General features: G+C 59.5%; 21 protein-coding genes. 1 reads left to right on the forward strand and 20 read right to left on the reverse strand.

The annotated features are described in order from the left end of the window. From D882_RS0112440 to D882_RS0112470, 6 genes are all read right to left on the reverse strand, one after another. A partial coding sequence (locus D882_RS0112440; protein ID WP_027923554.1) for a contractile injection system protein, VgrG/Pvc8 family occupies positions 1–359 on the reverse strand: 359 nt, incomplete at its 3' end. A 131-nt stretch (positions 360–490) separates the two neighbouring features. Continuing rightward, positions 491–1,006 carry an Hcp family type VI secretion system effector gene (locus tag D882_RS0112450; RefSeq protein ID WP_027923555.1) on the reverse strand — a complete coding sequence of 172 codons (516 nt, stop codon included), beginning with the start codon at positions 1,004–1,006 and terminating at the stop codon, positions 491–493. Positions 1,007–1,809: 803 nt separating this feature from the next. Next, positions 1,810–3,111, reverse strand: coding sequence for an MFS transporter (locus D882_RS0112455; protein WP_027923556.1), 1,302 nt, complete (start codon positions 3,109–3,111; stop codon positions 1,810–1,812). A gap of 47 nt (positions 3,112–3,158) precedes the next feature. Beyond that, the gene (gene tcuB / locus D882_RS0112460; protein ID WP_027923557.1) at positions 3,159–4,316 is read right to left on the reverse strand and encodes a tricarballylate utilization 4Fe-4S protein TcuB; all 1,158 of its coding nucleotides are present in this window, start codon (positions 4,314–4,316) and stop codon (positions 3,159–3,161) included. Beyond that, positions 4,303–5,757, reverse strand: coding sequence for an FAD-dependent tricarballylate dehydrogenase TcuA (gene tcuA / locus D882_RS0112465; protein WP_027923558.1), 1,455 nt, complete (start codon positions 5,755–5,757; stop codon positions 4,303–4,305). The genes tcuB and tcuA overlap by 14 nt, the downstream gene beginning before the upstream one ends. 167 nt (positions 5,758–5,924) lie before the next feature. After that, a complete protein-coding gene (locus D882_RS0112470; protein ID WP_027923559.1) occupies positions 5,925–6,860 on the reverse strand; it encodes a LysR substrate-binding domain-containing protein in 936 nt (311 codons plus the stop codon). A 467-nt stretch (positions 6,861–7,327) separates the two neighbouring features. Between D882_RS0112470 and D882_RS0112475 the strand changes: the two genes are divergently transcribed. Further along, a complete protein-coding gene (locus tag D882_RS0112475; protein ID WP_027923560.1) occupies positions 7,328–8,233 on the forward strand; it encodes a LysR family transcriptional regulator in 906 nt (301 codons plus the stop codon). On the opposite strand, the gene D882_RS0112480 is transcribed toward D882_RS0112475, so the two are convergent. The 14 genes from D882_RS0112480 to D882_RS0112545 form a co-directional block, all read right to left on the reverse strand. Then, positions 8,223–8,999, reverse strand: a complete 777-nt coding sequence (locus D882_RS0112480) for a substrate-binding domain-containing protein (protein WP_027923561.1) — start codon at positions 8,997–8,999, stop codon at positions 8,223–8,225. The two genes, D882_RS0112475 and D882_RS0112480, sit on opposite strands and share 11 nt — an antisense overlap. A 26-nt stretch (positions 9,000–9,025) precedes the next feature. Further along, positions 9,026–10,318, reverse strand: a complete 1,293-nt coding sequence (locus tag D882_RS0112485) for an MFS transporter (RefSeq protein ID WP_027923562.1) — start codon at positions 10,316–10,318, stop codon at positions 9,026–9,028. Positions 10,319–10,793: 475 nt separating this feature from the next. After that, positions 10,794–12,023 (reverse strand): hypothetical protein, encoded by a 1,230-nt coding sequence (locus tag D882_RS0112490; protein ID WP_027923563.1) that lies wholly within the window; start codon positions 12,021–12,023, stop codon positions 10,794–10,796. A 389-nt stretch (positions 12,024–12,412) separates the two neighbouring features. Further along, positions 12,413–13,372: a PDR/VanB family oxidoreductase gene (locus tag D882_RS0112495; RefSeq protein ID WP_027923564.1), complete on the reverse strand. Its 960-nt coding sequence runs from the start codon at positions 13,370–13,372 to the stop codon at positions 12,413–12,415. 3 nt (positions 13,373–13,375) lie between these two features. After that, a complete protein-coding gene (locus D882_RS0112500) occupies positions 13,376–13,813 on the reverse strand; it encodes a Rid family hydrolase (protein WP_027923565.1) in 438 nt (145 codons plus the stop codon). Beyond that, positions 13,810–14,844, reverse strand: coding sequence for an aromatic ring-hydroxylating dioxygenase subunit alpha (locus D882_RS0112505; protein ID WP_027923566.1), 1,035 nt, complete (start codon positions 14,842–14,844; stop codon positions 13,810–13,812). Before D882_RS0112505 ends, D882_RS0112500 begins: the two co-directional genes overlap by 4 nt. 21 nt (positions 14,845–14,865) lie before the next feature. Continuing rightward, positions 14,866–15,093 (reverse strand): recombinase-like helix-turn-helix domain-containing protein, encoded by a 228-nt coding sequence (locus D882_RS0112510; protein WP_027923567.1) that lies wholly within the window; start codon positions 15,091–15,093, stop codon positions 14,866–14,868. Between the two features lies 1 nt (position 15,094). Beyond that, on the reverse strand, positions 15,095–15,412 hold the full coding sequence (locus D882_RS0112515; protein WP_027923568.1) for a hypothetical protein: 318 nt from the start codon (positions 15,410–15,412) through the stop codon (positions 15,095–15,097). Between the two features lie 14 nt (positions 15,413–15,426). After that, positions 15,427–16,569, reverse strand: coding sequence for an FAD-dependent monooxygenase (locus D882_RS0112520; RefSeq protein WP_027923569.1), 1,143 nt, complete (start codon positions 16,567–16,569; stop codon positions 15,427–15,429). 13 nt (positions 16,570–16,582) lie between these two features. After that, the gene (locus D882_RS0112525) at positions 16,583–17,548 is read right to left on the reverse strand and encodes a VOC family protein (protein ID WP_027923570.1); all 966 of its coding nucleotides are present in this window, start codon (positions 17,546–17,548) and stop codon (positions 16,583–16,585) included. Continuing rightward, positions 17,545–19,041, reverse strand: coding sequence for an aldehyde dehydrogenase (locus D882_RS0112530; RefSeq protein ID WP_027923571.1), 1,497 nt, complete (start codon positions 19,039–19,041; stop codon positions 17,545–17,547). The genes D882_RS0112525 and D882_RS0112530 overlap by 4 nt, the downstream gene beginning before the upstream one ends. A gap of 10 nt (positions 19,042–19,051) precedes the next feature. Further along, positions 19,052–19,855 carry an aspartate dehydrogenase gene (locus tag D882_RS0112535; protein WP_027923572.1) on the reverse strand — a complete coding sequence of 268 codons (804 nt, stop codon included), beginning with the start codon at positions 19,853–19,855 and terminating at the stop codon, positions 19,052–19,054. 10 nt (positions 19,856–19,865) lie between these two features. Continuing rightward, the gene (locus tag D882_RS0112540; RefSeq protein ID WP_027923573.1) at positions 19,866–21,548 is read right to left on the reverse strand and encodes a thiamine pyrophosphate-binding protein; all 1,683 of its coding nucleotides are present in this window, start codon (positions 21,546–21,548) and stop codon (positions 19,866–19,868) included. After that, positions 21,541–22,338 (reverse strand): SDR family oxidoreductase, encoded by a 798-nt coding sequence (locus D882_RS0112545; protein WP_027923574.1) that lies wholly within the window; start codon positions 22,336–22,338, stop codon positions 21,541–21,543. The genes D882_RS0112540 and D882_RS0112545 overlap by 8 nt, the downstream gene beginning before the upstream one ends.

Here is a 22,338-nt window from a genome sequence, read left to right on the forward strand (position 1 = left end):
TTGCCGATGATTTTCGGCACGCTGAGGTTCTGGAAGATGCGCTGGTTGATGCGGTGCGCCAGGTAGGACAGTTGCGGGCGCAGGGTCACCGCGTAGCGGGTCAGGCGTTTGCCCGAATCACCCTGGGCGGCACGGTAGATCTGGCCGTGAATGCCGCTGCCGTCCGGCGAGAGCTGCAAGAAGGCCGGTTTGTGCAGCAGGGTTTCGAGGTCCAGGGACGGCTGTTCACTGACCAGCTCCACCTCAAACACGAACGGTTGGCTGATCGCCTCCCGGCCTTGCAAGGACAGCACCTGCAAATCGCTGGAGAGACCTTCGATGGTCAGGGCAAAGTGAGTCTGATTGGCCGGCGCGAACATCCCTTGTTCCTCGTGCAGTGCTGCGGCGTGCGCCAATGGCCGAAAAGGCCTCGGCAGACGCAAAAATTCTGGAAGGGCGAAAACAACATCGACCAGCAGAGCTGGCCGATGCTTGAGACGGTCGGCCTGATTTAGGCGACCGGCAGACGCCAGTCATCGGAACCCGAAGTACCGGAAACTTCGTGGGTCCAGGTGATTTTGCGGTAGGTGAACTGCACTTCTTCCAGGTGCGTGAAGTGCGAGTTCGACGGGTCCTGGCAGTTGTGCATTTTGTTGTTGATGGCGACGATGATGGCGTCTTCCAGTTTGGTGGTGTAGTAGTGCTCTTGGGTACCTTGAGCCGAAGTGCGGTACCACTGGATAACGATTTCGCTCATGCGCTCGCCGGAAGTCAGAGCGGCTTGCAGCAGTGGCGAGGACTTGTCGTAGACCTTGGTGATGACCACAGGCTTGTGAACGCGCTGACCGGTTGGCTGGCCGGATTGCGGGTCACGCGGGATGATCACGTCGTGGCTGAAAGCCTGAACCATGACCTGGTCTTCGTGGCCTTCCTGGTAGGTGTTGCCAACCGAATCGGCGGTGAACGCGCCGGCGGTGATCAGACCTTGTTTTTCGCCCATGACGGACATGTACGCTGGTGTAGCCATGGAGGTGCTCCTTGCTGAAAATTTAGGGTGCCCGGGAGGCGATATCGCCCGGTGGGTGCCTGACTGTTATCAAGGAGCGTGCCAGAAATGTTGAGGGCTATATAAACGGGGGGGATGGCCGAGGTTTTTCAATCGTTTGGGTGATTTTCAAGGGAAAACACCCCTCAAAGTGCGCAACTTCTTGCGTAGTACTGCGCAACTTCTTGCGCACTTGGCTGGAGGCCACGGCGGGCTTGGCGCTTAGCGAGATTGGAGGGCGTTTTCGCAAAATAAGTGCGCAACTTCTTGCGCATCAAGGCCATGCGCTATCATTCAGAGGCTGGCGCCGATTTGCTCGACTAATTGAGCAAAGTCGGTAGCTGTTTTTACCGAGTGAGTGCGCAACTTCATGCGCGTAATGGCATTGCGACACCAAGTGTGTGTCTCGAAAAAGTGCCAGTAGTTGTAAGCAACTGGTCACTGATATTCGTTTCTGGCTGGAAATTTAACCACGCCCTAAAAAGAAGGGGCTGACCGTCCGCTTCTGGCCGATCTCTGCCTTTCGCGAAGAGCAGCAACCGACCCGATATAGTCGGTCATGGGCCATACGAATAAGCACAAGTCAGATCTCGTACTCCGGTGTTAAATCGACCGCCTCTTGCGCTCTTGGAAAAGCAGCATCTCTGCTTCGGGCCCTTGATCGAGTGGAATCAAGGGCCACCTATTGAGAATTATTCGAAGAATCTGTCTATGCCCATTAAATGGGGTCTTTAGGCTGATTACTGCCCCGGATCGACGCGTGTTAAGCGTCGGCGATCGAAGAACTAAACGGTTCTGACGGCCAAAGGTTTGTGCCGACGATACAGAATTGTCGTCGCCGTGAACCCGCACACCGCCGCGAACATCAGCCAGTAGGCAGGTGATGCCTTATCGCCCGTGGCCTGGACAAGCAGCGTCGAGATTGCCGGGGTAAAACCGCCAAACACCGCGGTGGCCAAACTGAAGGCCAGTGAAAACCCGACGACCCGCACGTTCTGTGGCATGACTTCGGTCAGTGCCGCGACCATGGCGCCGTTATAAATGCCAAAGAAGAATGAGAAGTACAGCAGAACAGTAAGCAGTCGTTCGAAACTCGCCGCCTCTGCCAGCCAGTGCATGGCGGGATAGGCGGTGAAGATGCACAGCAACGATATCGCCAGCAACAGTGGCCGACGGCCAATGCGGTCGGAGAGGGCGCCGCCGATGGGCAGCCAGATAAAGTTGCTGATACCGACCAGCAGTGTGACCGCCAGGCTGTCGGTGGTGCTCAGGTTCAGTACTGTCCTGCCAAACGTCGGTGTGTAGACCGTTATCAGGTAGAACGTGGTAGTGGTCATAGACGCCAGCAAACCGCCCGCCAGTACGGTGCGCCAGTTGTCACGCATCGAGCGAAACACTTCGCGAGTGGTTGGACGATGGCTGCGAGCAGTGAAGGCAGCGGTTTCTTCCAGTGAGCGGCGAATAATGAAAATGAACGGGATGATCACGCAGCCAATGAAGAACGGAATACGCCATCCCCAATCGGCGATTTCAGCGGCTTGCATCGTGGCATTGATCGTGTAGCCCAACGCGGCCGCGACGACGATCGCCACCTGTTGGCTGGCCGATTGCCAACTGGTGTAGAAACCGGTGTGCCCGGGGGTGGAAATTTCCGCCAGGTACACGGAAACACCGCCCATTTCCGCGCCAGCGGAGAAGCCCTGTAGCAGCCTGCCCAATAACACCAGAATCGGTGCCGCCACGCCGATGGCGGCATAGCCCGGCACCAAGGCGATCAATACGGTACCGGCGGCCATGATCGACAGCGTCACGATCAGCCCCTTGCGACGACCCACCTTGTCGATGTACGCGCCCAGCACAATGGCACCTAACGGACGCATCAGGAATCCGGAGCCGAATACCGCGAAGGTCATCATCAGCGAGGCAAACTCGCTAGTGGCTGGAAAGAAGGTCCGGGAGATGTAGGTCGCGTAGAACCCGAACAGAAAGAAGTCGAACTGCTCGAGAAAGTTACCGCTGGTGACCCGCAAAATGGCGCCCAATTTGGACCCCTTGGCTCGGGTTGTTGCCGTTGTCGTTTTCATCATGGCTACCGTTATGCTCACTATTGTTTTTGGAATGAGTGCTTTAACCGTCAGTCGCTGCCGGCGTTGATCGGGTTGGGTTGACGCTTCTCGATGGCGTGTTTGAGCAGCGCTGCGCTGCGGAATATTCCATGGGCGAATTTGCTGTAGGGCATGGTCAAGAAAAACGCCATGACCAGGCCGAGATGAATCGCCAACATCAAGCCCAGGGCGCTGGTTTCACGCAAAGCCAGTAGCGCCAGGCCGCTTGCGCTGACCAGAAACAGCAGCGCGATGAAGCCGCGATCCATGGGTTTTTGGTTCTCATCGCCGTGCGCAGGGTTGCGACGCAGGTTCAGCCAAAGCAGACCCGCCGGGCCGATCAGCAGGCCGATGCCACCGGCAATACCCAACATCACCGGCAAGCTGAAGATCGGATAAGGCGCCGACCACTTCAGCAGATAGTGAAAGAGCGTGGCGATACCGGTGGCGGCGAAGCACAGCATGAAGCCGTAGAAGGTGAGGTGGTGGAATCGGCGTCGCCACAAGGTGAATTGATCGTCGGCATTGTTGCAGCCTTCGCCATGGCCGCCGTCCAGGTATTTGAGCTTCGCGACGTTGGCCGTAGCCTCCAATGCCGCGGACGTTTTCAACGGCAGTGGCGCTGCGACCGGTGAAACGTTGAGCCAGAAGCGCCGTACACCCAGGGTCAGTGCCAGTACCGCAAAGCCGAACACTGAGCCGAACATCAGCGCCAGGGTGTTATGCGGGAAAATCTGGTAGAAATTGCCCCCGGGAATGGCCGTGAACAGGTTGCCCATCAGCATCAGGGTCAGGCATAGAAACAAGGCCAGTGCCCCACCGGAAGCCAGTGCCAGGGTCAGGCCGTTGCGCTGATACAACCTGCCCATTACTTGCGGCCAGGCGTATTCGGCGTAGGTATCCAGGCGCACTTTGGCCATGGCTTTGGGTATGTTGACGTCGAATTCGTGTGGGGCGGCGTACTGACAGGCGTGCAGGCACGCGCCGCAGTTATGACACAAGTTCGCCAGGTAATGGATGTCGGCCTGAGTGAATTCCAGGCGCCGGGTCATCGCCGGAAATACCGCGCAAAAGCCTTCGCAATAACGGCAGCTATTGCAGATGGTCATCTGCCGCTGGACTTCACTTTCGTCGAGATTCAACACCGGGATCAACCCGCCCGACGCTTGGGGATCAAACAGTTGCATAGCGAGACTCCGTGTTTGCAGATGAAACGCCAAAGCCCACCGAAGCGGCCGCCTGTACACCGGCGATGCGGCCGAACGCGGTACCGATGGCCATGCCGATGCCGGCGGTGTAGCCCTTGCCCAGAACATTGCCGGCCATCATTTCTCCCGCGACGAACAGGTTGGGGCTCGCTTTGCCGTTGAAATGCACGGCAGCGGTTTCGTCGGTGGCGAGGCCGAGGTAGGTGAACGTGACACCCGGTTTAAGCGGGTAGGCGTAGAAAGGTGGTTTCACCAATGGCCGCGCCCAGTGGGTTTTGGCGGGCGTCAGTCCTTGGGTGTGGCAGTCGTCCAACGCCGTGTGATCGAACGTGCCAACGCGGCAGGCGTTGTTGTAGTCCTCGACAGTCTTGACGAATTTTTCTTCAGGCAGCTTCAACTGGCGGGCAAGGTCTTGCAAAGTATTGGCGGTGGTTCCGGGAAAGACCGGCGGCATGAAGCGGCCGATGGCTTGTTGATCGATGATCGAATACGCCTGCTGACCGGGTTGTCCGGCCACCAGACGCCCCCAGATCGCATAACGTTTTGGCCAGAAATCCTCACCTTCGTCGTAGAAGCGTTCGCCATCACGATTGACCACCACACCCAGCGATACGCAGTCGATTCGGGTGCAGATGCCGCCGTCGTAGAGTGGCGCGCGGGCATCAATCGCGACCATGTGTGCTTGCGTCGGATCGCCAATCACATCTGCGCCCAGGTCGAGCATGCGCCGTAGCAAAATGCCGGTGTTGAATCGGGTGCCCCGGATCAGGAAATTGTCCGATGGCCATTCACCGCGTTCGTTCTGACCCCAGGCTTCGCGCAGCCATTCACGGTTGGATTCGAAGCCACCGGCCGCCAACACGCAGGCCCGGGCTTCAATGCGTTCTGCGGCGAAACGCTGACCATCGACCTCATGTTCGCCCACATGGGCGGCGACGAATTTACCGTCGTCCAACTCGATGTCGGTCACTTGCGTGTTGTAGCGAACTTTTACACCCAGGCGCTCGGCGCTGCGGAAATAGGCATTGACCAGCGCTTTGCCGCCGCCCATAAAAAAAGCATTGGTCCGCGCCACGTGCAGCGCGCCGGACAGCGGTGGCTGAAAATGCACGCCGTGTGAACGCATCCAGTCGCGGCAAGAGGACGATGCCCGAATGGCAATGCGTGCAAGCTTTTCATCCGTGAGGCCACCGGTGACCTTCAGCAGGTCTTGCCAGTATTCTTCTTCCGGATAGGCATCGATCAGCACGTCCTGCGGTTCGTCGTGCATGCACCGCAGGTTACGGGTGTGTTGGGAGTTGCCACCGCGCCAGATTTTCGGAGAGGCTTCCAGCAGCATCACGCTGGCGCCCGCTTCTCGCGCCATCAGAGCGGCGCACAAGGCAGCGTTGCCACCCCCTATGATTAAGACATCGATCATTATCGCTCCTCGATTTGCAAGGAGGCGGGAACGAAGTGCTCCTTGCGAGTGGGGAGAACGATAGGGTGAGCAAGGAGTGGCCGAAAGGCTGTGTTTGACGCGGGGTGTTTAGTTTTTCTAAAGGCTTTGTCGTCAGAAGAGACTAATGGGGCCGGGATGAGGAAGGATCAAGCGTCTACACCTTCTATCCATGTAGCTCCAGGCCACTGTTTGTCGACCACCAGCTGTCGTGCCACATCGACGATGACCAGACGCGTTGCCAGCGCCGCCGGAGAAAGTTCGTCGTCAGCCAGCGTCGCCAGAAGATTACGCCGGCCCACATGGGGATCGGCAATCCTGATCACTGAAAGTCCGGACCCGTCTTTCAATGCAGCGGCCGCCCCCGGTTGTATCGTTGCCGCATGACCTGCCCGAACGGCGTTCATCAAAACAGCGAGACCGTCGACTTCCATAATGACGTTGGGTGTTAGCCCGACCCGCTCGAACGCGCTCATCAATGCCGAGCGCAATCCATGTTGCGCGCTGGGCATCACCAGCGGCAGGCCGCCGAGGTCTGCTAACTGCACGCTATCACCAGAAGGCGCTTGAGGCAGGCTGGGCGAGGCAATGACAAACAGCTTTTCATCCAGCAGCGGAGTCACGCTCCAGCGTTTACCCCCTTCGAGCTGGAACAGGATGGCCAGATCAATTTGCCGTGCGTTGAGCTGCGCCGCCAAGTGGCCGGAAAGCATTTCCACCAAATGCAGTTGTATGTCCGGATAACGCGCACGCATTGCGTTGATCAACGGCAACGCGAGCACCGTTGCCGTAGTCGGCGGTAAACCGACGCTGACATAACCGCTCATTCGCCCGCGATGGGCGGCCATGATTGCGTTTTCCGCCTGGCGTAGCGTCAATTGGGCATGGTGTAAAAACGCAAATCCGGCGCTAGTGGGCGTCACGCCGGTAGAGGTTCGATTCAGGAGGCGGGTGCACAGTTCGCTTTCCAGCTTGGAGATTTGCTGACTGAGGGCTGACACACCAACGTCCAGTTCAAGTGCCGCACGCCCCAGACTGCCAAGCTCGATGATTTTTACGAAATAGCGCAGTTGTCTCAATTCCAATGTGGCGGCTCCTCGCGAATTTGTTTTTCAAATACCTGAACGTTCGCCATACAAGTTGCGAAGCCCGAAGAGGCAGCATTCTCGCAGGTTTGGGCTGACCGTTGAGCGCGTGCGCGTTGTCGAGGATGGTAGCAGCTGACCCGAAGCTGTCTCGAGACTGTGGCCACCGACCCTGGATTTCATACCAGGGTGCCTTAGACGGCACTTCGATGGGTTGCTGCTTGTCGGTAAAGGTCGTGTCTAGCGGACCCAACGCTATAGATATCCAGTCTGCGTATTCACCCCGGCTTCGCGACCAGAACAGCGGCGAACCGCACTGGCGCCATATTGATGAATGCTTAGTGCTTGCTGATCGTTGCCAGCGCGTTTCGCACACTGTCTCCAACCCCACAGGAACCTACATTGTGGAATAATTTTTTACATTCATAGGATAAGCTGATCAATCTGTCTGATCCCGAGTGCGCACCATGGCCATAAACTTCGACCTCAACGACCTGCAAGCTTTTCGCGCCGTGGTCGAGCAGGGCAGTTTTCGCAAAGCCGCCGACGCCGTGCGTATCTCTCAGCCTGCGCTGAGCCGGCGCATCGAAAAACTTGAGGACGCCCTCGGAGTACGATTGTTCGAACGCACTACACGCAAGGTCAGCTTGACTCAGGCCGGGCGCGGTTTCATGCCCAGCGTCGAGCGCTTGCTGGACGATCTGGACGTGGCGCTGCTGGGCATCAGCGAAGTCGCTTCGACCCGGCTAGGCCATGTCACGGTGGCCTGCGTGCCCTCGGCAGCGTATTACTTCATGCCGCGCGTGATCGCCCATTACCACCGGCAGTTCCCGAGGATCAAAGTAAAAGTGCTCGACTCCAGCGCCCACGACGTACTCAGCGCCGTCGTCAATGGCGAAGCCGATTTCGGTCTGAGCTTCATGGGTACGCTGGAGACTGAAGTCGAGTTCGAGCCATTGGTGCAGGAAGGTTATGTACTGGCCTGTCGGCGCGATCATCCGTTGGCGGGTCGAACCAGCGTGACCTGGGATGAGTTCTATCAGCAGGATTACATCTCGCTGGACAAGACCTCGGGCAATCGCTTTTTGCTGGATCAGGCGCTGACCGGCATCGTGCCGCAACGGCAGAGCATCTGTGAAACCCGGCATGTGACGACGATGATCGGCTTGGTTGAAGCGGGGTTGGGGGTCGCTGCGGTGCCGCTGATGGCGATGCCGGCAGCGGATCACCCGATTCTGACGCGGGTACCGCTGACCGACCCGCAGGTGATGCGCAGTGTCGGCCTGATCAAGCGCCGGGGTCGCACGTTGACCCCGGCTGCGTTGGAACTGGAACGGCTGGTGGTGGAAATGAAAGTTCAGGTCAGCGACTGACCGAATCCAGCCCGGTGGCCTTGACATCCGGTTGAGCGGCCGAGGACGCCAAGTACTCCAGCAACGCCTTGGCTTCAGCCGGGTGTTGCGCGCCTACGGGAATGCCGGCAGCAAAACGCGTTACCGATTGCACCGACTCTGGAATCTTTGCCACAAAACTTACGCCCGGCACGGGCAGCAATTCGCTGACCTGCTGGAAGCCCAGTTGGTAGTCGCCGGTGGCAACCACCGAACCCACGGGGATTTTCGGGATCATCTTCGATTTGGGTTTGAGTTGGTCTTCAATGCCCAGGCGCTTGAACAACTGATCCTCGATGTACACGCCGCTGGCGCTATCGGAATAGGCGACGGACTTCGCGTCGAGCAAGGTTTTCTTCAGTCCGTCAACGGAGCTGATGTCCGGCTTCGTCGCGCCCTCACGCACTACGAGCCCGATTCGGGAATCGGCCAGTTCAACCCGTGAAGCGGGATCAACTTTGCCTTGCTTGATCAGGTCATCGAGGGCGTAGCCGACCATGATCACTACGTCAGCCTTCTCGCCACGGGCCAAGCGATTGGGGATCGCTTCCGGCGCCTTGCCCATCGATGGGCCAAGGGCGGTGTCCAGCGTGTTGCCGGTGGACGCGGCGAATTTCGGGCCGAGAACTTTGTAGGCCGCGGTGAAACCGCCGGAGGTCATCACGCGGATCTCTTCTGCCTGGGCGACGGAGCTCAGGCCGAGGCTGGCCACCAGGCCGAGGGCGGCGAAATTAAATAGTTTGTTCATGGTCGTGTTCTCACAAAAGGGCAGGTTCAAGACATCGCCGGTTGCAGGCGGCCGGTGGAGCGGCGGTAGAGATACAGCGTCGCGCACAAGGCACAGAGTGCGGCGAAACTCATCCAGTAACCGGGTGCGGCCTTGTCGCCGGTGTACTGGATCAGGAAGGTCGACATCGCCGGAGTGAAACCCCCGAACACTGCCGTGGCCAGGCTATACGCCAGTGAAAAGCCGGCAACACGGACTTCGACCGGCATGATTTCGGTGAGCGCCGCAATCATCGCGCCGTTGTACAAACCGTAAATGAACGACAACCACAGTAAGACCAACAGCATGTTGACGAAGCTTGGCGCGTTGACCAGATAAGTCAGCGCTGGATACGCCGTGGCGAGGGTTAACAGCGCCATGGCGATCAGCACTGGACGCCGACCGATGCGGTCAGACAATGCGCCGCCAATGGGTAACCAGAAGAAGTTCGAAACACCCACCAGCAAGGTCACCAATAACGCATCGGACGTACTCAGGTGCAGCACGGTTTTGCCGAAGGTTGGCGCGTACACGGTGATCAGGTAAAAAGCCGTGGTGGTGAGGGCGACCATCATCATCCCGGCGAACACGATGACCCAGTTCTGCGCGAGGGTGCGGAACACATCGCCCATACTCGGCCGATGTTTGCGCGCTTCGAACTCCTTTGTTTCTTCGAGGTTACGGCGCAGGAAAAAAATGAACGGCACGATCATGCAACCGACGAAAAACGGAATCCGCCAGCCCCAATCGGCAATCATTGCCGGCGCCATCCACTGATTCAACCCGTAACCCAAAGCCGCCGCGACGATAATTGCCACTTGCTGGCTGGCCGACTGCCAACTGGTGAAGAAACCTTTGTTGCCCGCCGTGGCGATCTCCGAGAGGTACACCGAGACGCCCCCCATTTCCGCACCGGCCGAGAAGCCTTGCAGCAAGCGACCGATCAGTACGATAGCGGGCGCAAATAACCCGATGGTTTCGTAACCGGGCACCAACACAATGAGAATCGTGCCGCTGGCCATAATCGACAGCGTCACGATCAACCCTTTGCGCCGACCCACATCGTCGATGTAAGCACCGAGTACCACCGCGCCCAACGGACGCATCAGGAAACCCGCGCCAAACACCGCGAAGGTCATCATCAAGGAGGCAAACTCACTACTGGCCGGGAAGAACACAGCCGCAATCTGCGTAGCGTAAAAACCGAAAAGGAAGAAATCGAACTGTTCGAGGAAGTTGCCCGAGGTAACCCGGAAAATGGCACTGGCGCGTGAACGCCCGGAAGGGTTTGATGTTGTCATTGACCTGTACTCCACCGCTTTTATGACGTGCGCTGCCTGGACGCGGCGCACGGTTCTTATTAGGGCGAATGGTGGAACAGGATGATCGATATGATAAGTGCATTGTTGGCATGCATTAATGCGCGAAACAGATCAATGCGAGCGAAGGAGAGGGTCGGTAAACGTAGAATCCGATCTCGTCGACGCGACTGCTAAACATGGGACTGGGGAAAAAGAGACAAGAGTAGGCTGGAGCTTACGAAGTCGTTTGCAAAATATCTATGGCCGATGTCGGTGCAAACGTCATCACCCTGCAGGTGACGGCCTCTAGCCGAAAAAAGACGTAGGCTGAGCGTTCGCTAATGGGCGAATTCTGCCGGTCGCGACCGGCAGTAAACGATCCAATGCAATCAGCCGAATCAGGACGTAGAGTTGCCGAAACATTACGTCTGCCGACGGATTTATCGCAGCCGTAACAGCGGCCATAAGGCAGGCATTAGAAGTAATACCCAATGTTGATATTGGTCCGGTAGTACCAGGTATTGCTGCCAACCGAACTGGTATTGGTAAAGCCCGTACCGTTTTCCGCGCCGCCATAGGGGTTGGCGTTTTTTGCCCAGGTCAGATCGACCCACGCCATGATCGGCATGGCCAGGAACTGTGCGCCGACAGTGTACATCTGCGAGTCGTCCCAACCGCTCTTGTCTTTCATCATGCGACTGTAGTCGTTGTAGAGCTTGATCTTCTTCAATTGCCCCAGTTTCGGCGTCGGGATGTCATAGCCGACGTTCAGCGAAGCAATGGTGGCCTTGGAGGCAATCAGATACGCGGGCGTCAGGCCGTTACCGCCCATCAGCACCGAGTCGTTGCTGACACCGGTAGGGTTTTTAGGGTCGTACTCGTAGCGAATGCCTTGGGTGGAGACGGTCCACGCGCCGGCGTTGATGATGGCGTGGATACCGCCGGCCCAGTAATCGCCGTCGTCTTTGGTGGTGGCGTTGTAAAGCTGGGCGGTGGCCACCGACGCGCCGATTTCGGTTTTCCAGCCGTCATTAATAAAGGTCCGCGCGACCCGGGCGTTGATCTGGTTGTGTTTCTCGTTGTCCTGGCGCGACTGGGTGAAGGGGATCGCATTGTCCTTGAGGTCGGCGTAACGCCCGATTTCCGGCGAGTAGCGAATGTCGGAAGGCAACATGCGCGGGAAGTACCCCAGTTGCAGATCCCAGTCCTGATCCTTGTAGCTGTATTTCAGGCCTGTGCCGGCGCTGACGCCATAGCCCATGAAGAAGGGCAGGTGATAGCTCCAGCCAAATTGTGGATAGGGTTCCAGACCAAACGGTTTGAATGGAGCGCCCAGTTGCAGGTTTGAGTTGCTGTTCAGGCGGTAGCCGACGAAGCCCCGGTCGATGGAGCGTTTGCCGTCATCCTGAAACCAGTAGCCGACATCACTGTAGAGATTTTTGTAGGTCGCCTGTACGTCGACACGGAAGGTGTCGAAGAGAAAACGCCCGTTGTTTTCGGTGGTGTCCCAATGCTCGTCGCGGTAGTTGGTTCGCAGGGCACCACCGATGTCCAGACTGCTTTCGCCATCGTCGCTGCGCCAAGCGATATGCGGAAACGGCTTTTTACCGGTAGTCGATGTCACGGGCGCGGCGGGACCGGGTTCACCGGCGAAGCTCACGCAACTGCTCATCATCAGTCCCATACATATAAGGTAATGCTTCATGTTGACTCCGCTGCTCAATTGAACGCTACAAAGTGACTGGCAACACTTTTCCGTTCGCCTTAACAGTGGCGATGGGTGGATAACGGCGAGTGTTGCTTTGATTAAGTGCGTTTCTGTTTTTGTTGTTTTATGGGTAATACGGCGTATGGCCTATGAACTCAGGGTTACCTGAGCAGAAACTATGCCAACTGCCAAAAGTCTGTTGGGTGCTTAAAAACTCAATAAAAACAATTGTTTATATGGTAAACATATTTGTTTGTATTGCCCATGAAACAGGCGCGTCGAGGGGTAACGAAACTGCACGTTCAGTGTGCGTTTTTTATTTCACGCGCATAAAAAAGGCCGACATATCTGTCGGCCTGTTTAACCCTGGAAACTTGATACTCGCGTTATAGATCCAGTACCAATCGCCGACTCTTGCAACCCGACACACACACCATCATGGATTTGTTGGCCGCACGTTCGGCTTTGGTCAGCACGCCGTCCCGGTGGTCGACATCACCTTCCAGTACGCGTGTTTCGCACGACCCGCAGACCCCTTCGCGACAGCTGTACTCGATGTCGCAACCCGCCTCAAGCAGTACGTCGAGCAAACTCAAACCCGGCTCGATCGACAGTGTCTTGCCGGTTTTTTTCAGCTCGACGCTGTAGCTGCTCTGCGCGTCTTCAGACGGCGGCAGTTCTGCCGCCGTGAAACGCTCGATATGCGCATGAGGGTAACCGAGGCCTTCGCAGGTACTTTCGAAAGCATCGAGCATCGGCGTCGGGCCGCAGCAATAGAAGTGCGTATCGCTCGGCTGACCCGCCAGGTAGGCGCTCAGGTCTGGCGGCATGCCCTTTTCATCGTTGAAGTGATAGACGACTTTGGCACTCAAGCCGCTGAGTTCCTCAACCAGCGCGGCTTCCTGTCGCGAGCGGGCGCAGTAGATCAACTCGGCGGATTTTCCCAGCGCCAGCAGTTGCCGGAACATGCAGTAGATCGGCGTGATACCGATACCGCCAGCCACCAGCACGCTATGTCTGGCACTGAGGTCGAGCTGGAAATTATTGCGCGGCGACGAGATTGGCAGTTGCATGCCGACCCGCAGCTGCGCATGCACAAATTCCGAGCCGCCACGGCTGTTGCGATCTCGCAGGATGCCGATCACATAACGGCCTTGATCGCTTGGCGAGTTGAGCAGTGAATAACTGCGCACCAGTCCGTTGGGTAAGTGCAAATCGATGTGCGAGCCGGCTTCAAACGGGGCGAACACCGTGTCGCCAAACGGCCGCAACTCGACGCTGATGATGCCTTCGGCTTCGTAGCGCAGTGTGTGCACGCGAGCGGTGAGGGGGGAGGAATGGGACATCGGTCACCTCTTTTCGACAGTACGCAAATCGAGATCGAGACGCGCGCCGGCCTCGATCTCCACCCGCAGTTCGGGAAACACCAGCGCGCTCACTTCAACCAGCGTGGAGGTAGGAAAAACCGCCTGACCTTCGAAGAAGTCACGCCGTGCGCGACCCACTTCGTCCTTGTCGGCGATCTCGGTGACATACACCGTCAGCCGGTAAATGTTGCCGATATGCCCACCCGCCGCCTCGACCAGCGCCCGGACTTTGTTCAACACGACCAGTGTCTGGGCGTAGGCATCGAGCGGCGCGTCTGCCACAACGGCCAGGCGTGTAGCGGGATGGCCGGTCATGCCGGACATCACCACTTCATTGCCGATCAGCAAGGCATTCGACCAGGTGGCGCTGGCCGGCTCGATCAACGAGCCGGCCTGAACACGTTGCACGGCTGCGTTCATGGCACCTGCTTCGCGTCGATCAGCTCCAGTTGGGCCTTGGCCGCGTTTTTCAGGTAGCGACGCAGACGCACCACACCCAAGTCATGCTGGTAGAGGTTTTCCCGCTGGTTGGCGTCCGGTTCCATGAACTCGAGCAGCACCCGGTCCTGTTCCAGCACTGCCCAGTGGCGTGCTTCCAGGCGGTTTTTGTAGAGGAAACGCCAGGTATCGCGCTGCCAGCCGGTCAGTGGACGGCAACGCCAGTGGAACACCGCGGACAAGGAGCGGCTGCTCGGCGTGTAGCTGCCGATGATGGTGAAGTTGCCGCCCGGGCCGCCGGTTTTCGGATAGGGGATTTCCAGGCGCAGCCAGTGGCAGCCGTTATCCATGAACTCGGTCCAGTCGAAATTCACCCCGCGCTGGCCTTCTTTCTCGAAGAAGAAACCGTTGTCGGTGTCGCGGGTGACGAACTTGGCGGTGGCTTCGCCTTCGCTCATGGAGTGCGACATCTTGTGCAGGTAGGTGCCGTGCATCGGGTCCATGACGTTGTCGATGACGTAGCGATAATCGCCTTTCCATTCTGTGTAGCAGAGGAAGCTGCTCCATTCGGGGGAGGTCAGTTGCTCTGGCAGGACCAGCTCCGGAGGGGTGTCCACGTGCGGATCTGCAGCGTTGTACAGAAAGATCGCGCCAGCGGCTTCACGGGTGTGAAACATGCGTGTCGGGCGGCTGCCTTCAAGCTTGCAACCAGGGCTGCCGGGGACTTTGGTGACGGTGCCGTCACAGCGCACTTCGACGCCGTGATAAGGGCATTGCAGACGGTCACCCAGCACCGGTCCCTGGGACAGCGGCGCGCCGCGATGAGGGCAATGATCTTCAAGGGCATGGACGCTGCCGTCATTGTCGCGCCACAGGGCGATTTTGTAGCCCAGACGGCGAATTGACACCGGTTTTTCGCCCAATTGATCGGAGGGCAGGACCGGGAACCAAAGGTTTTTCAACCCGTTGGCCAAGAGGTTTTCAGCTGGATCGACGGTTGTATTCATGTTCATTTCTTATTGTCCTCCGGCGGGTCATTCGCCCAGCCGAGCCATCAGGGTTTTATAGGCGTCTGCTGTCCACTCTCCGGTGGTCAGCGGGCAGGGCGGCCCGGCCAGATTCAGGTGCGCGAGCAGATCGGGCAATTCGGTCACTCCGTTGCCGAAGGCGCGCTCGATGGAGTCGCCGAGCAACTCTTCGAACTGGGTGTTCGGACGTTTGCGGGCTTGATGGGGCTCCAGGTAGGGTTCGGTATTGCTCATCTCATTGATCTCCGTTACGTACCCGTTCGCGGATCATTTCGCGCACGGGAATAAAGTCATACGTCGGGAAAACTTCGGTGCTGAACACGCCCCAGGCCGACCGTTCGAGCTCGACGTTGAGGGTCGGCAGCAGACTCGGCGGCAACCGCAGGGTGACGATCTGGCCCAGGCCCATGGCCACGGTCCAGGACACCACCTCGACGCCTTGCGGGGGAAACCGTTCCCACCAGTCCTGCTGCTTCATGTGCCGCTGAATGTCTTCCAGGTTCTTTGATTGGTCGTGCTTGAGCAGTACGGTCACCAGCAAGGATTCGCTCATGGCTGCGGTCCTGCTCACGCCACGTTCGGCATCGGCACGGCCCAGGCGTCATAGCCATAAACCCAGTCGGCGTTACCGCCGTCCTTGAGCCATTGGTTGCCGCGCGAGCCGATCTGGATCTGGCTGGTGCGTTGCAACCGCGCCTGCTGATAAGCCTGCAGGGCATCGGCGATTTGCGCGGTGCCGGTCAGGTCTTGCAAATGGCGAGCGAGCACCACCGCATCTTCGATCGCCTGGCCGGCGCCCTGAGCCATGAACGGCATCATCGGATGGCAGGCATCGCCCAGCAGCGTCATCGCCCCTTTGGACCAGAACGGTAGCGGATCGCGTTCATACAGCGCGGTCTTGAGCACCTCGTTGCACGCATCCAACAGAGCGCGAGCATCCGGGTGGAAGTCCTGATAATGGCTACGCAACTCGTCGGCATCGCCGGCGCTGGTCCAGGACTCTTCATGCCAGCTGTCTTGAGCGGTGGTAGCGAAGATGAAAATGTCCCGACCCTGGTTCAGCGGAAACGTCACGATCTGGCTTTCCGGTGTCGGGCCCCACCATTTAGTGAACGCCTGAATGTTCGGCACATGGGCCACGCGTTCGGCAGGTACGACGGCGCGGTAAGCGACCACTCCGGTAAAGCGCGGTTGCTCATCACCGAACAGCGCATTACGCACTACCGAATGGATGCCATCCGCACCGATCAACAGATCGGTGAAGTGACGGCTGCCATCCTTGAAGCGCAACTCGATGCCGTCGGCGGTTTGCACGACGTGGTCGGCGCGTTTGCCAAACTGCACCTGTTCTGGTGGAAAGACGTCCGCCAGCGCGGCCAGCAGATCGGCGCGGTGAATGGTCAGTTGCGGTGCACCGTATTTCTGTTCGGCGGCATCGGACATTTCCAGGCGCGAGGTTTCCTCGCCGCTGTCCCACAGGCGACTGATCCGGTGCGTTGGACGAGCGGCCGGAATGCGCACGGCGGCGCCCACCCCAAGACCATCCAGAGCACGCACGGCATTAGGGGTCAGGTTGATATCGGCACCGACCCGCAAAAAGGCTTTCGACTGTTCGAATACGGTGACGTTATGGCCTGCGCGATGCAGGGCGATGGCGGCGGTCAGGCCGCCGATTCCGGCACCGGCGATAGCGATATTCAGCGAAGACATGGACGACTCCTGCTCAGGATTTCGGTTTGTCGGTGAGGAACTTGCCTTGCGGCGCTTCGACATGTTGCTGGCGACGGGTATTGCCATCGATGCCGCCGGCAATCGCCCACTCAGCGAACATCGTCGGGCCCGGCTCGAAGTCCCGTGGCTGCCATTCGCCGGTCAGTTGGTCTTCGTCGGCGTAGTACTCGACCAGGGCGCCGGCCGGGTTCTTGAAGTACCAGAAGAACGCCGAAGACACCGGGTGTCGGCCCGGGCCGATTTCCGTGGCCCAGCCGCGACGGGAGATGTGCATGCCGCCGCCGAACACTTCGTGCACATCGCGCACGGTGAAGGCGACGTGGTTCAAGCCGGCACGAGGGGCGGGCAGTTGCAGCATGAACAGGTCGTGGTGGCCACCTTCTTCGGCGGTGCGCAGGAACGCTCCGCGATCCGGATAACGGTCCGAGGCCTGGAAGCCGAAGCGCTCGTGATAGAAGGCTTCGCAGGCATTCACGTCCTTGACGAAAAACACCACATGACCGACTTCGATCGGCGTGGCGCGGTCGTAGATCGGCGCGGCTTTGTTGATCCGGCCTTTGGTCTGCCAGGTGTTATGGCCGCTGCACTCGATCTCCAGGTCACGTTTGCGGGTCACCTGCAGGCGGATTGCCAGGCCGTTAGGGTCGGTGCAACCGATGCGGCCATCGGCTTCGATGAAGCCCGGATCGTTGGCGATTCGTTCGCTATAAAGCTTCAAGTCGGCGTCGCTTTCGACGCCCCACACCACTTCGCGCACGGTTGAACCGGCTTCGATGGCAGGTGGCAAACCGGCCTTGTTGATGTCGGCGAGCACCACGCGGCAACCGTTGAGGGTTTCGAAGATCACTTCATCAGGCTGCTCGCTGACTTTAGTCAGGCCCCAGTCGCTGAAAAAACGCACGCTGGTGTCGAGGTCCTCGACGCCGTAGGTGACTTCATCAATGCCTAAAACGCTCATAACCCAACCTCTCGTTGCGCACCGGCCCAGGCCAGTGGCTGTTCATTCATGCCCCAATAAAGGCTTTTCTGTTCCATGTACTGCAGGATGCCGAGGCGACCTTTTTCACGGCCCAGACCGCTGTCGCGCCAGCCGCCGAACGGTGTGGAAATCGAGAACTGTTTGTAGGTGTTGATCCACACCGTACCGGCCTGAATTTTTCGGCCCAGTGCCCAGGCGCGTTTGTAGTCGCGCGTCCAGATGCCGGCGGCGAGGGCGTACAGGCTGTCGTTGGCCTGTTCGAGCAATTGCGCTTCGTCATCGAAGGGCATCGCCACCAAAACGGGGCCGAAGATCTCTTCCTGACAAACCTGTTGGCTGTTGTTCAGGCCTTCGAGGATGGTCGGCGGGTAGTAATAACCCTGGTCGTACACGCCGCCGCTCGGACGTTTGCCACCGAGCAGCAGGCGTCCACCTTCGGCCAGCCCCAGAGCCACATAACGCTCCACCGAGTCGCGGTGGCCGGCGCTGATCAACGGACCCATTTGGGTACGTTCATCGGCCGGATCACCGACGCGCAGTTCGGCCGCAGCGGCCACCAGGCGCGACATGAACGGCTCATACAGCGCGCGGGCGACGAACAACCGCGAGCCGGCGATGCAGGCTTCGCCCGAAGAGCTGAAGATGCCGTACAGCACACCCGCCACCGCGTGGTCGAGGTCGGCGTCGTCGAGGACGATGGTCGGTGATTTGCCGCCCAGTTCCAGCGACACCGGCATCATCTTGTCGGCGGCGATGTGGGCAATGTGCTTGCCGGTTTTGGTGCCGCCGGTGAACGACACGCGCTTGACCAACGGATGACGGGTCAGCGCATCACCGAGCAGTGAACCTTTACCCGGCAGCACACTGAGCAGGCCTTTAGGCAAGCCTGCGTCTTCGCAGATGCGCGCCAGTTGCAGGGCCATCAACGGGGTGATTTCCGCCGGTTTGATCACCACCGCGTTGCCCGCTGCCAGCGCCGGAGCGACCTTCTGCGCCTCGCTGGCAATCGGCGAGTTCCACGGGGTGATCGCGGCGATCACGCCCATCGGTTCGTACACACTCATGCTGACGAAATCACCACGGGACGGCGTGATGGTTTCTTCGAGGGTTTCACAGGCCGAAGCGAAGAACTGGAATGTGCCGGCGGCGCTGGCCACCAGGGCACGGGTTTCGTTGATCGGTTTGCCGTTGTCCTGGCGCTGCAATTGCGCCAGTTCCTCGCTGCGCTCACGGATCAGCTCGGCGATGCGGTAAAGCACGCTGGCCCGTTCGTGAGGTTTGCGCTGCGCCCAGCCGCTGTGCACAAACGCCTGATGGGCACCTTGCACGGCGTCTTCAACGTCGTCGACACTGGCGGCATTCAGCCAGGCGACGGCTTCGCCCGTGGCGGGGTAACACGTGGCATAACGCTCGCCGCGACCGAGGCGCCAGTCGCCGGCAATGCAGATCGGTAAAGTCTGTTCGAGAGTCATCGACGGTCCCCTAAATCGAAATCGCGTGGGCGTGGTTGCCCAAGGCGCGGACGACGCTGTAAACGGTCAGCGCCGAGGTCTTCGGGTTGGCCAGCAGCGGTTTGCCACGCAAGCTCAGTTCGAAACCGCCAAAAGCGCCGCGAGCCTCGAAGTGATGGACGTTCTCCTCGCTCAGCGGATCGGCGATCAGCGTCACATGGGTGCGATCCAGGCCGAGCCCGGCCAGCGACAAGGTCGCGGCGACGTTAGCGTTTTTTGGATAGAGCCGTGCCGCTTCCCGGGCGCTGCCCTGAAAAATCACCGTGGCTTCGGTAATGTTGTCCAGGTCACAGGCCTGTTCAGCGGGAGTATTTTTCCAGGCTTTAGCCGGTTTGCGGCCGGTGTAATTGACCGAATCCAGCCCGCCGACTTTGGCCGCCGACAAGGCGTCGATGCCGCCGATAGCGCCGGGCAGCAACTCGATGCGGGTCTGGCCGCGTTCGGCTGCTGCTTCCAAGCGTTCAACCAGGCCAACTTCGGACAGCGCGCCGACCGAGACGATCAGGCAGGCAATGCCACGTTCCAGCGCCGGCAACACATGTTCTTCGATGGCGCGGTGGCCGGCGCACTCGACCAATAGGTCCGGGCGGGCGTCGGCCGGTAAGGCGGTCAGCACCTGCGGTGGTTGCTTGAAACTGGCCAGCCGCTGGCGTACCAGTTCTTCAGACCCGGTCGAAGCGATGACGTAGTCAACGCACAGCTGCGGGTCCTTCTCCAATAGTTCGAGCACGCCGACGCCAATGGCGCCGCAGCCGATCATGGTGATATGCAACATGACGAAGTCCTCAGGCCGTGGCTTTTTGCGCTTTGGTTTCGCTGTTGGGCGGACCGGCGAACTGGGTAGCGAAGCTGCCGACGGCGAGCATGTCCACTTCCAGCAGGAACGGGCCGGGTTGAGCCAGTGCGCCGTCGACCACGCGGCCGAAATCCTTCAGGTCGGTGACCAGGCCGTGGCGCAGGTTCAGCGATTCCGCCAGCTTGGAATAATCAGGGGTGTGCAGGTCGACGTAGCAGTGACGGCTGCCGTAGACCGCGTCCTGAATGTTGCGGATCACGCCGTAGCGCTGGTCGTTCATCAGCAGAATCACCACGTTGGCTTTTTCTTGCACCAGCGTCGCCAGTTCGCCGAGGTTGAGGATAAAACCGCCGTCACCGGCCAGGGTGAAGACTTTGCGCTCAGGGGCTGTTTCAGCCGCAGCGACTGCCGCGCCGATGCCCATCGACAGGCCCTGGCCAATGCCGCCGCCGAGGGCATGCACGCCAGCTCGCGGGTGGAACAGGGTCAGCAGGCGGTTGCCCCAGATGCTGTTGGACAGCGTGACGTCGCGTACCCAGGAGAAATTGCGCCCGGTGATGGCTTGCAGCTGTTCGACCATGGCCGAGTACGGGCCGAGGTCGGCGATCAGTTGCGTGCGGGACTTTTCGCGCACTTGCTTGAGCTCGGCAAGGAAGGTCGGATCGATTTGCAGCCGACCTTCCAGACGATCCGCCAGACCTTCAAGTGCTAGCGCCGAGTCGCCACAGATGAACAGTTCGCTGTTATAGCTGCGACCTTCGATGGCCGGGTTGGCGTCGATGCGCAAAGTGTTGCGTGGCAATTTCAACGCGTACTTGAAGGTTTCATTGCTGCGCAGACGGGAGCCGGCGATCAGCAAGGCATCGCAGCTTTGCAGGAACTGCTCGACCAGTTTGTTTTGCGAGAACGCGCCGAGGCAGCGTTCGTCATCTTCGTTGACCACACCGCGACCCTGGGTCGAGGTGATCACGCCGACGCCCATGTCCAGCAGGCGTTTGACTTGAGGCCCGGCGTGTCGTGCGCCGCCGCCGAGCCATAGCAATGGACGGGTGGCGGTGGCCAGTCGTTCGGCCACCAGGTCCAGCGCTTCGGGCGCGGGGACGGCCACTGGGATTGGCAGCGGCGAGAGGTCGGTCGGCATCGTGATAAAGGTCGACTGGATGTCGATCGGGATTTCCACGCTGACCGGCCCGGTGGGAGCGGTCAGCGCAGTCTGCACGGCCAGCTTCATGGTGCTGATGGCGGTTTCGACACTGCGCACACGGAACGCAGCCTTCGATACAGCCTTGAGCATGGTCAGTTGGTCGCGGGCTTCGTGGATGTAGGCGAATTCCTGATCCAGGTACGGTGTTTCGATCTGCCCGGTGATGTGCAGCAGCGGTGTGCCGGCGGTCAACGCTTCGACCATGGCGCCTGCGGCGTTGCCGGCTGCGGTGCCGGTGGATGTCAGGCAGACACCGAGGCCGCCGGTGGTGCGGGCATAGGCGTCGGCCATATTAGTGGCGCCGGCTTCCCCACGAGCCATGACGAAGCGGATATTTCCGCGAACGGCGAAGGCATCGAGGATCGGCATGTTGTGGATCGAGATCACGCCGAACGCGGCCTTGACGTCGCACTGCTCGAGAAACGCGGTGATGGCGGCGCCAACGGTGACAGTATTTTCATTACGCATGACGGGACAGGCCTCCAGAAACATCGATATGGCTGCCTGTGGTGTAAGCCGACAGAGGCGAGGCCAGAAACAGGATCGCGCGGGCCGCTTCAATCGGCAGGCCCAGACGCCCCAAGGGAATGTGTTTTTGTTGCGCGAGCCGGGCGGTCCATTGGGTCCAGTCCAGGTCCCGCTCTTCGCGGGCCTCGAAACGTCGGCGCCATTGCCCGGACTCAACCAGGCCAATGAGGATGCCGTTGACCCGAATACCCTGACCGGCAAATTCGGTGGCCATCGAGCGCACCAGGTTCATGACCCCGGCGCGAGCGGCCGAGGTGGCGACCATGTGCGGTTCCGGCTGGCTGGCCAGCAGCGAGTTGACGCAGACGATGGCCGCGTTCGGCTGGCGTTGCAGCTGTGCCATGAAGGCGTGGACCGGGTTGATCACCGAGAAGAACTTCAGGTTCAACTCTTCGGTCCAGGCGCTGTCGGTGGTGTCGGCGAAGGTCGACACCCGACCTTGCCCGGCGTTGTTGATCAACACGCTGGCCGGGCCCAATGCGGCCAGACTGGCGGCGGCAAACGCCTTGACTGAGTCCGCATCGAGCACGTTGCAAACTTGGGTGAGCAGCCGTGCTTCGGGGAAGCGTTGACGCAATTCGGTTTCAGCGTTGCGCAACCGGTTTTCGTCCCGGCCGCAAAAGGCCACGGCCGCGCCGGCTTCGAGCAATAACTCGACGCAGGCCAGGCCAATGCCCGAAGAGCCACCGGTGACAATCGCGGTGCTGTCTTGCAGTTGATAAAGGCTCAT

Source organism: Pseudomonas sp. URMO17WK12:I12, from assembly GCF_000514395.1.
GTDB classification, from domain to species: Bacteria; Pseudomonadota; Gammaproteobacteria; order Pseudomonadales; family Pseudomonadaceae; genus Aquipseudomonas; species Aquipseudomonas mucoides.

What these genes read in the sequence shown, in the direction of transcription:
- D882_RS0112475 (WP_027923560.1), top strand. Translation starts at nt 7,328, where the DNA reads ATGGCCATAAACTTCGACCTCAACGACCTGCAAGCTTTTCGCGCCGTG.
- tcuA (WP_027923558.1), bottom strand. Translation starts at nt 5,757, where the DNA reads ATGATCGATGTCTTAATCATAGGGGGTGGCAACGCTGCCTTGTGCGCC.
- D882_RS0112485 (WP_027923562.1), bottom strand. Translation starts at nt 10,318, where the DNA reads ATGACAACATCAAACCCTTCCGGGCGTTCACGCGCCAGTGCCATTTTC.
- D882_RS0112525 (WP_027923570.1), bottom strand. Translation starts at nt 17,548, where the DNA reads ATGAGCGTTTTAGGCATTGATGAAGTCACCTACGGCGTCGAGGACCTC.
- D882_RS0112500 (WP_027923565.1), bottom strand. Translation starts at nt 13,813, where the DNA reads ATGAACGCAGCCGTGCAACGTGTTCAGGCCGGCTCGTTGATCGAGCCG.
- D882_RS0112505 (WP_027923566.1), bottom strand. Translation starts at nt 14,844, where the DNA reads ATGAACATGAATACAACCGTCGATCCAGCTGAAAACCTCTTGGCCAAC.
- D882_RS0112490 (WP_027923563.1), bottom strand. Translation starts at nt 12,023, where the DNA reads ATGAAGCATTACCTTATATGTATGGGACTGATGATGAGCAGTTGCGTG.
- D882_RS0112535 (WP_027923572.1), bottom strand. Translation starts at nt 19,855, where the DNA reads ATGTTGCATATCACCATGATCGGCTGCGGCGCCATTGGCGTCGGCGTG.
- D882_RS0112515 (WP_027923568.1), bottom strand. Translation starts at nt 15,412, where the DNA reads ATGAGCGAATCCTTGCTGGTGACCGTACTGCTCAAGCACGACCAATCA.
- D882_RS0112545 (WP_027923574.1), bottom strand. Translation starts at nt 22,338, where the DNA reads ATGAGCCTTTATCAACTGCAAGACAGCACCGCGATTGTCACCGGTGGC.
- D882_RS0112540 (WP_027923573.1), bottom strand. Translation starts at nt 21,548, where the DNA reads ATGCGTAATGAAAATACTGTCACCGTTGGCGCCGCCATCACCGCGTTT.
- D882_RS0112455 (WP_027923556.1), bottom strand. Translation starts at nt 3,111, where the DNA reads ATGATGAAAACGACAACGGCAACAACCCGAGCCAAGGGGTCCAAATTG.
- tcuB (WP_027923557.1), bottom strand. Translation starts at nt 4,316, where the DNA reads ATGCAACTGTTTGATCCCCAAGCGTCGGGCGGGTTGATCCCGGTGTTG.
- D882_RS0112495 (WP_027923564.1), bottom strand. Translation starts at nt 13,372, where the DNA reads ATGTCCCATTCCTCCCCCCTCACCGCTCGCGTGCACACACTGCGCTAC.
- D882_RS0112510 (WP_027923567.1), bottom strand. Translation starts at nt 15,093, where the DNA reads ATGAGCAATACCGAACCCTACCTGGAGCCCCATCAAGCCCGCAAACGT.
- D882_RS0112450 (WP_027923555.1), bottom strand. Translation starts at nt 1,006, where the DNA reads ATGGCTACACCAGCGTACATGTCCGTCATGGGCGAAAAACAAGGTCTG.
- D882_RS0112520 (WP_027923569.1), bottom strand. Translation starts at nt 16,569, where the DNA reads ATGTCTTCGCTGAATATCGCTATCGCCGGTGCCGGAATCGGCGGCCTG.
- D882_RS0112530 (WP_027923571.1), bottom strand. Translation starts at nt 19,041, where the DNA reads ATGACTCTCGAACAGACTTTACCGATCTGCATTGCCGGCGACTGGCGC.
- D882_RS0112480 (WP_027923561.1), bottom strand. Translation starts at nt 8,999, where the DNA reads ATGAACAAACTATTTAATTTCGCCGCCCTCGGCCTGGTGGCCAGCCTC.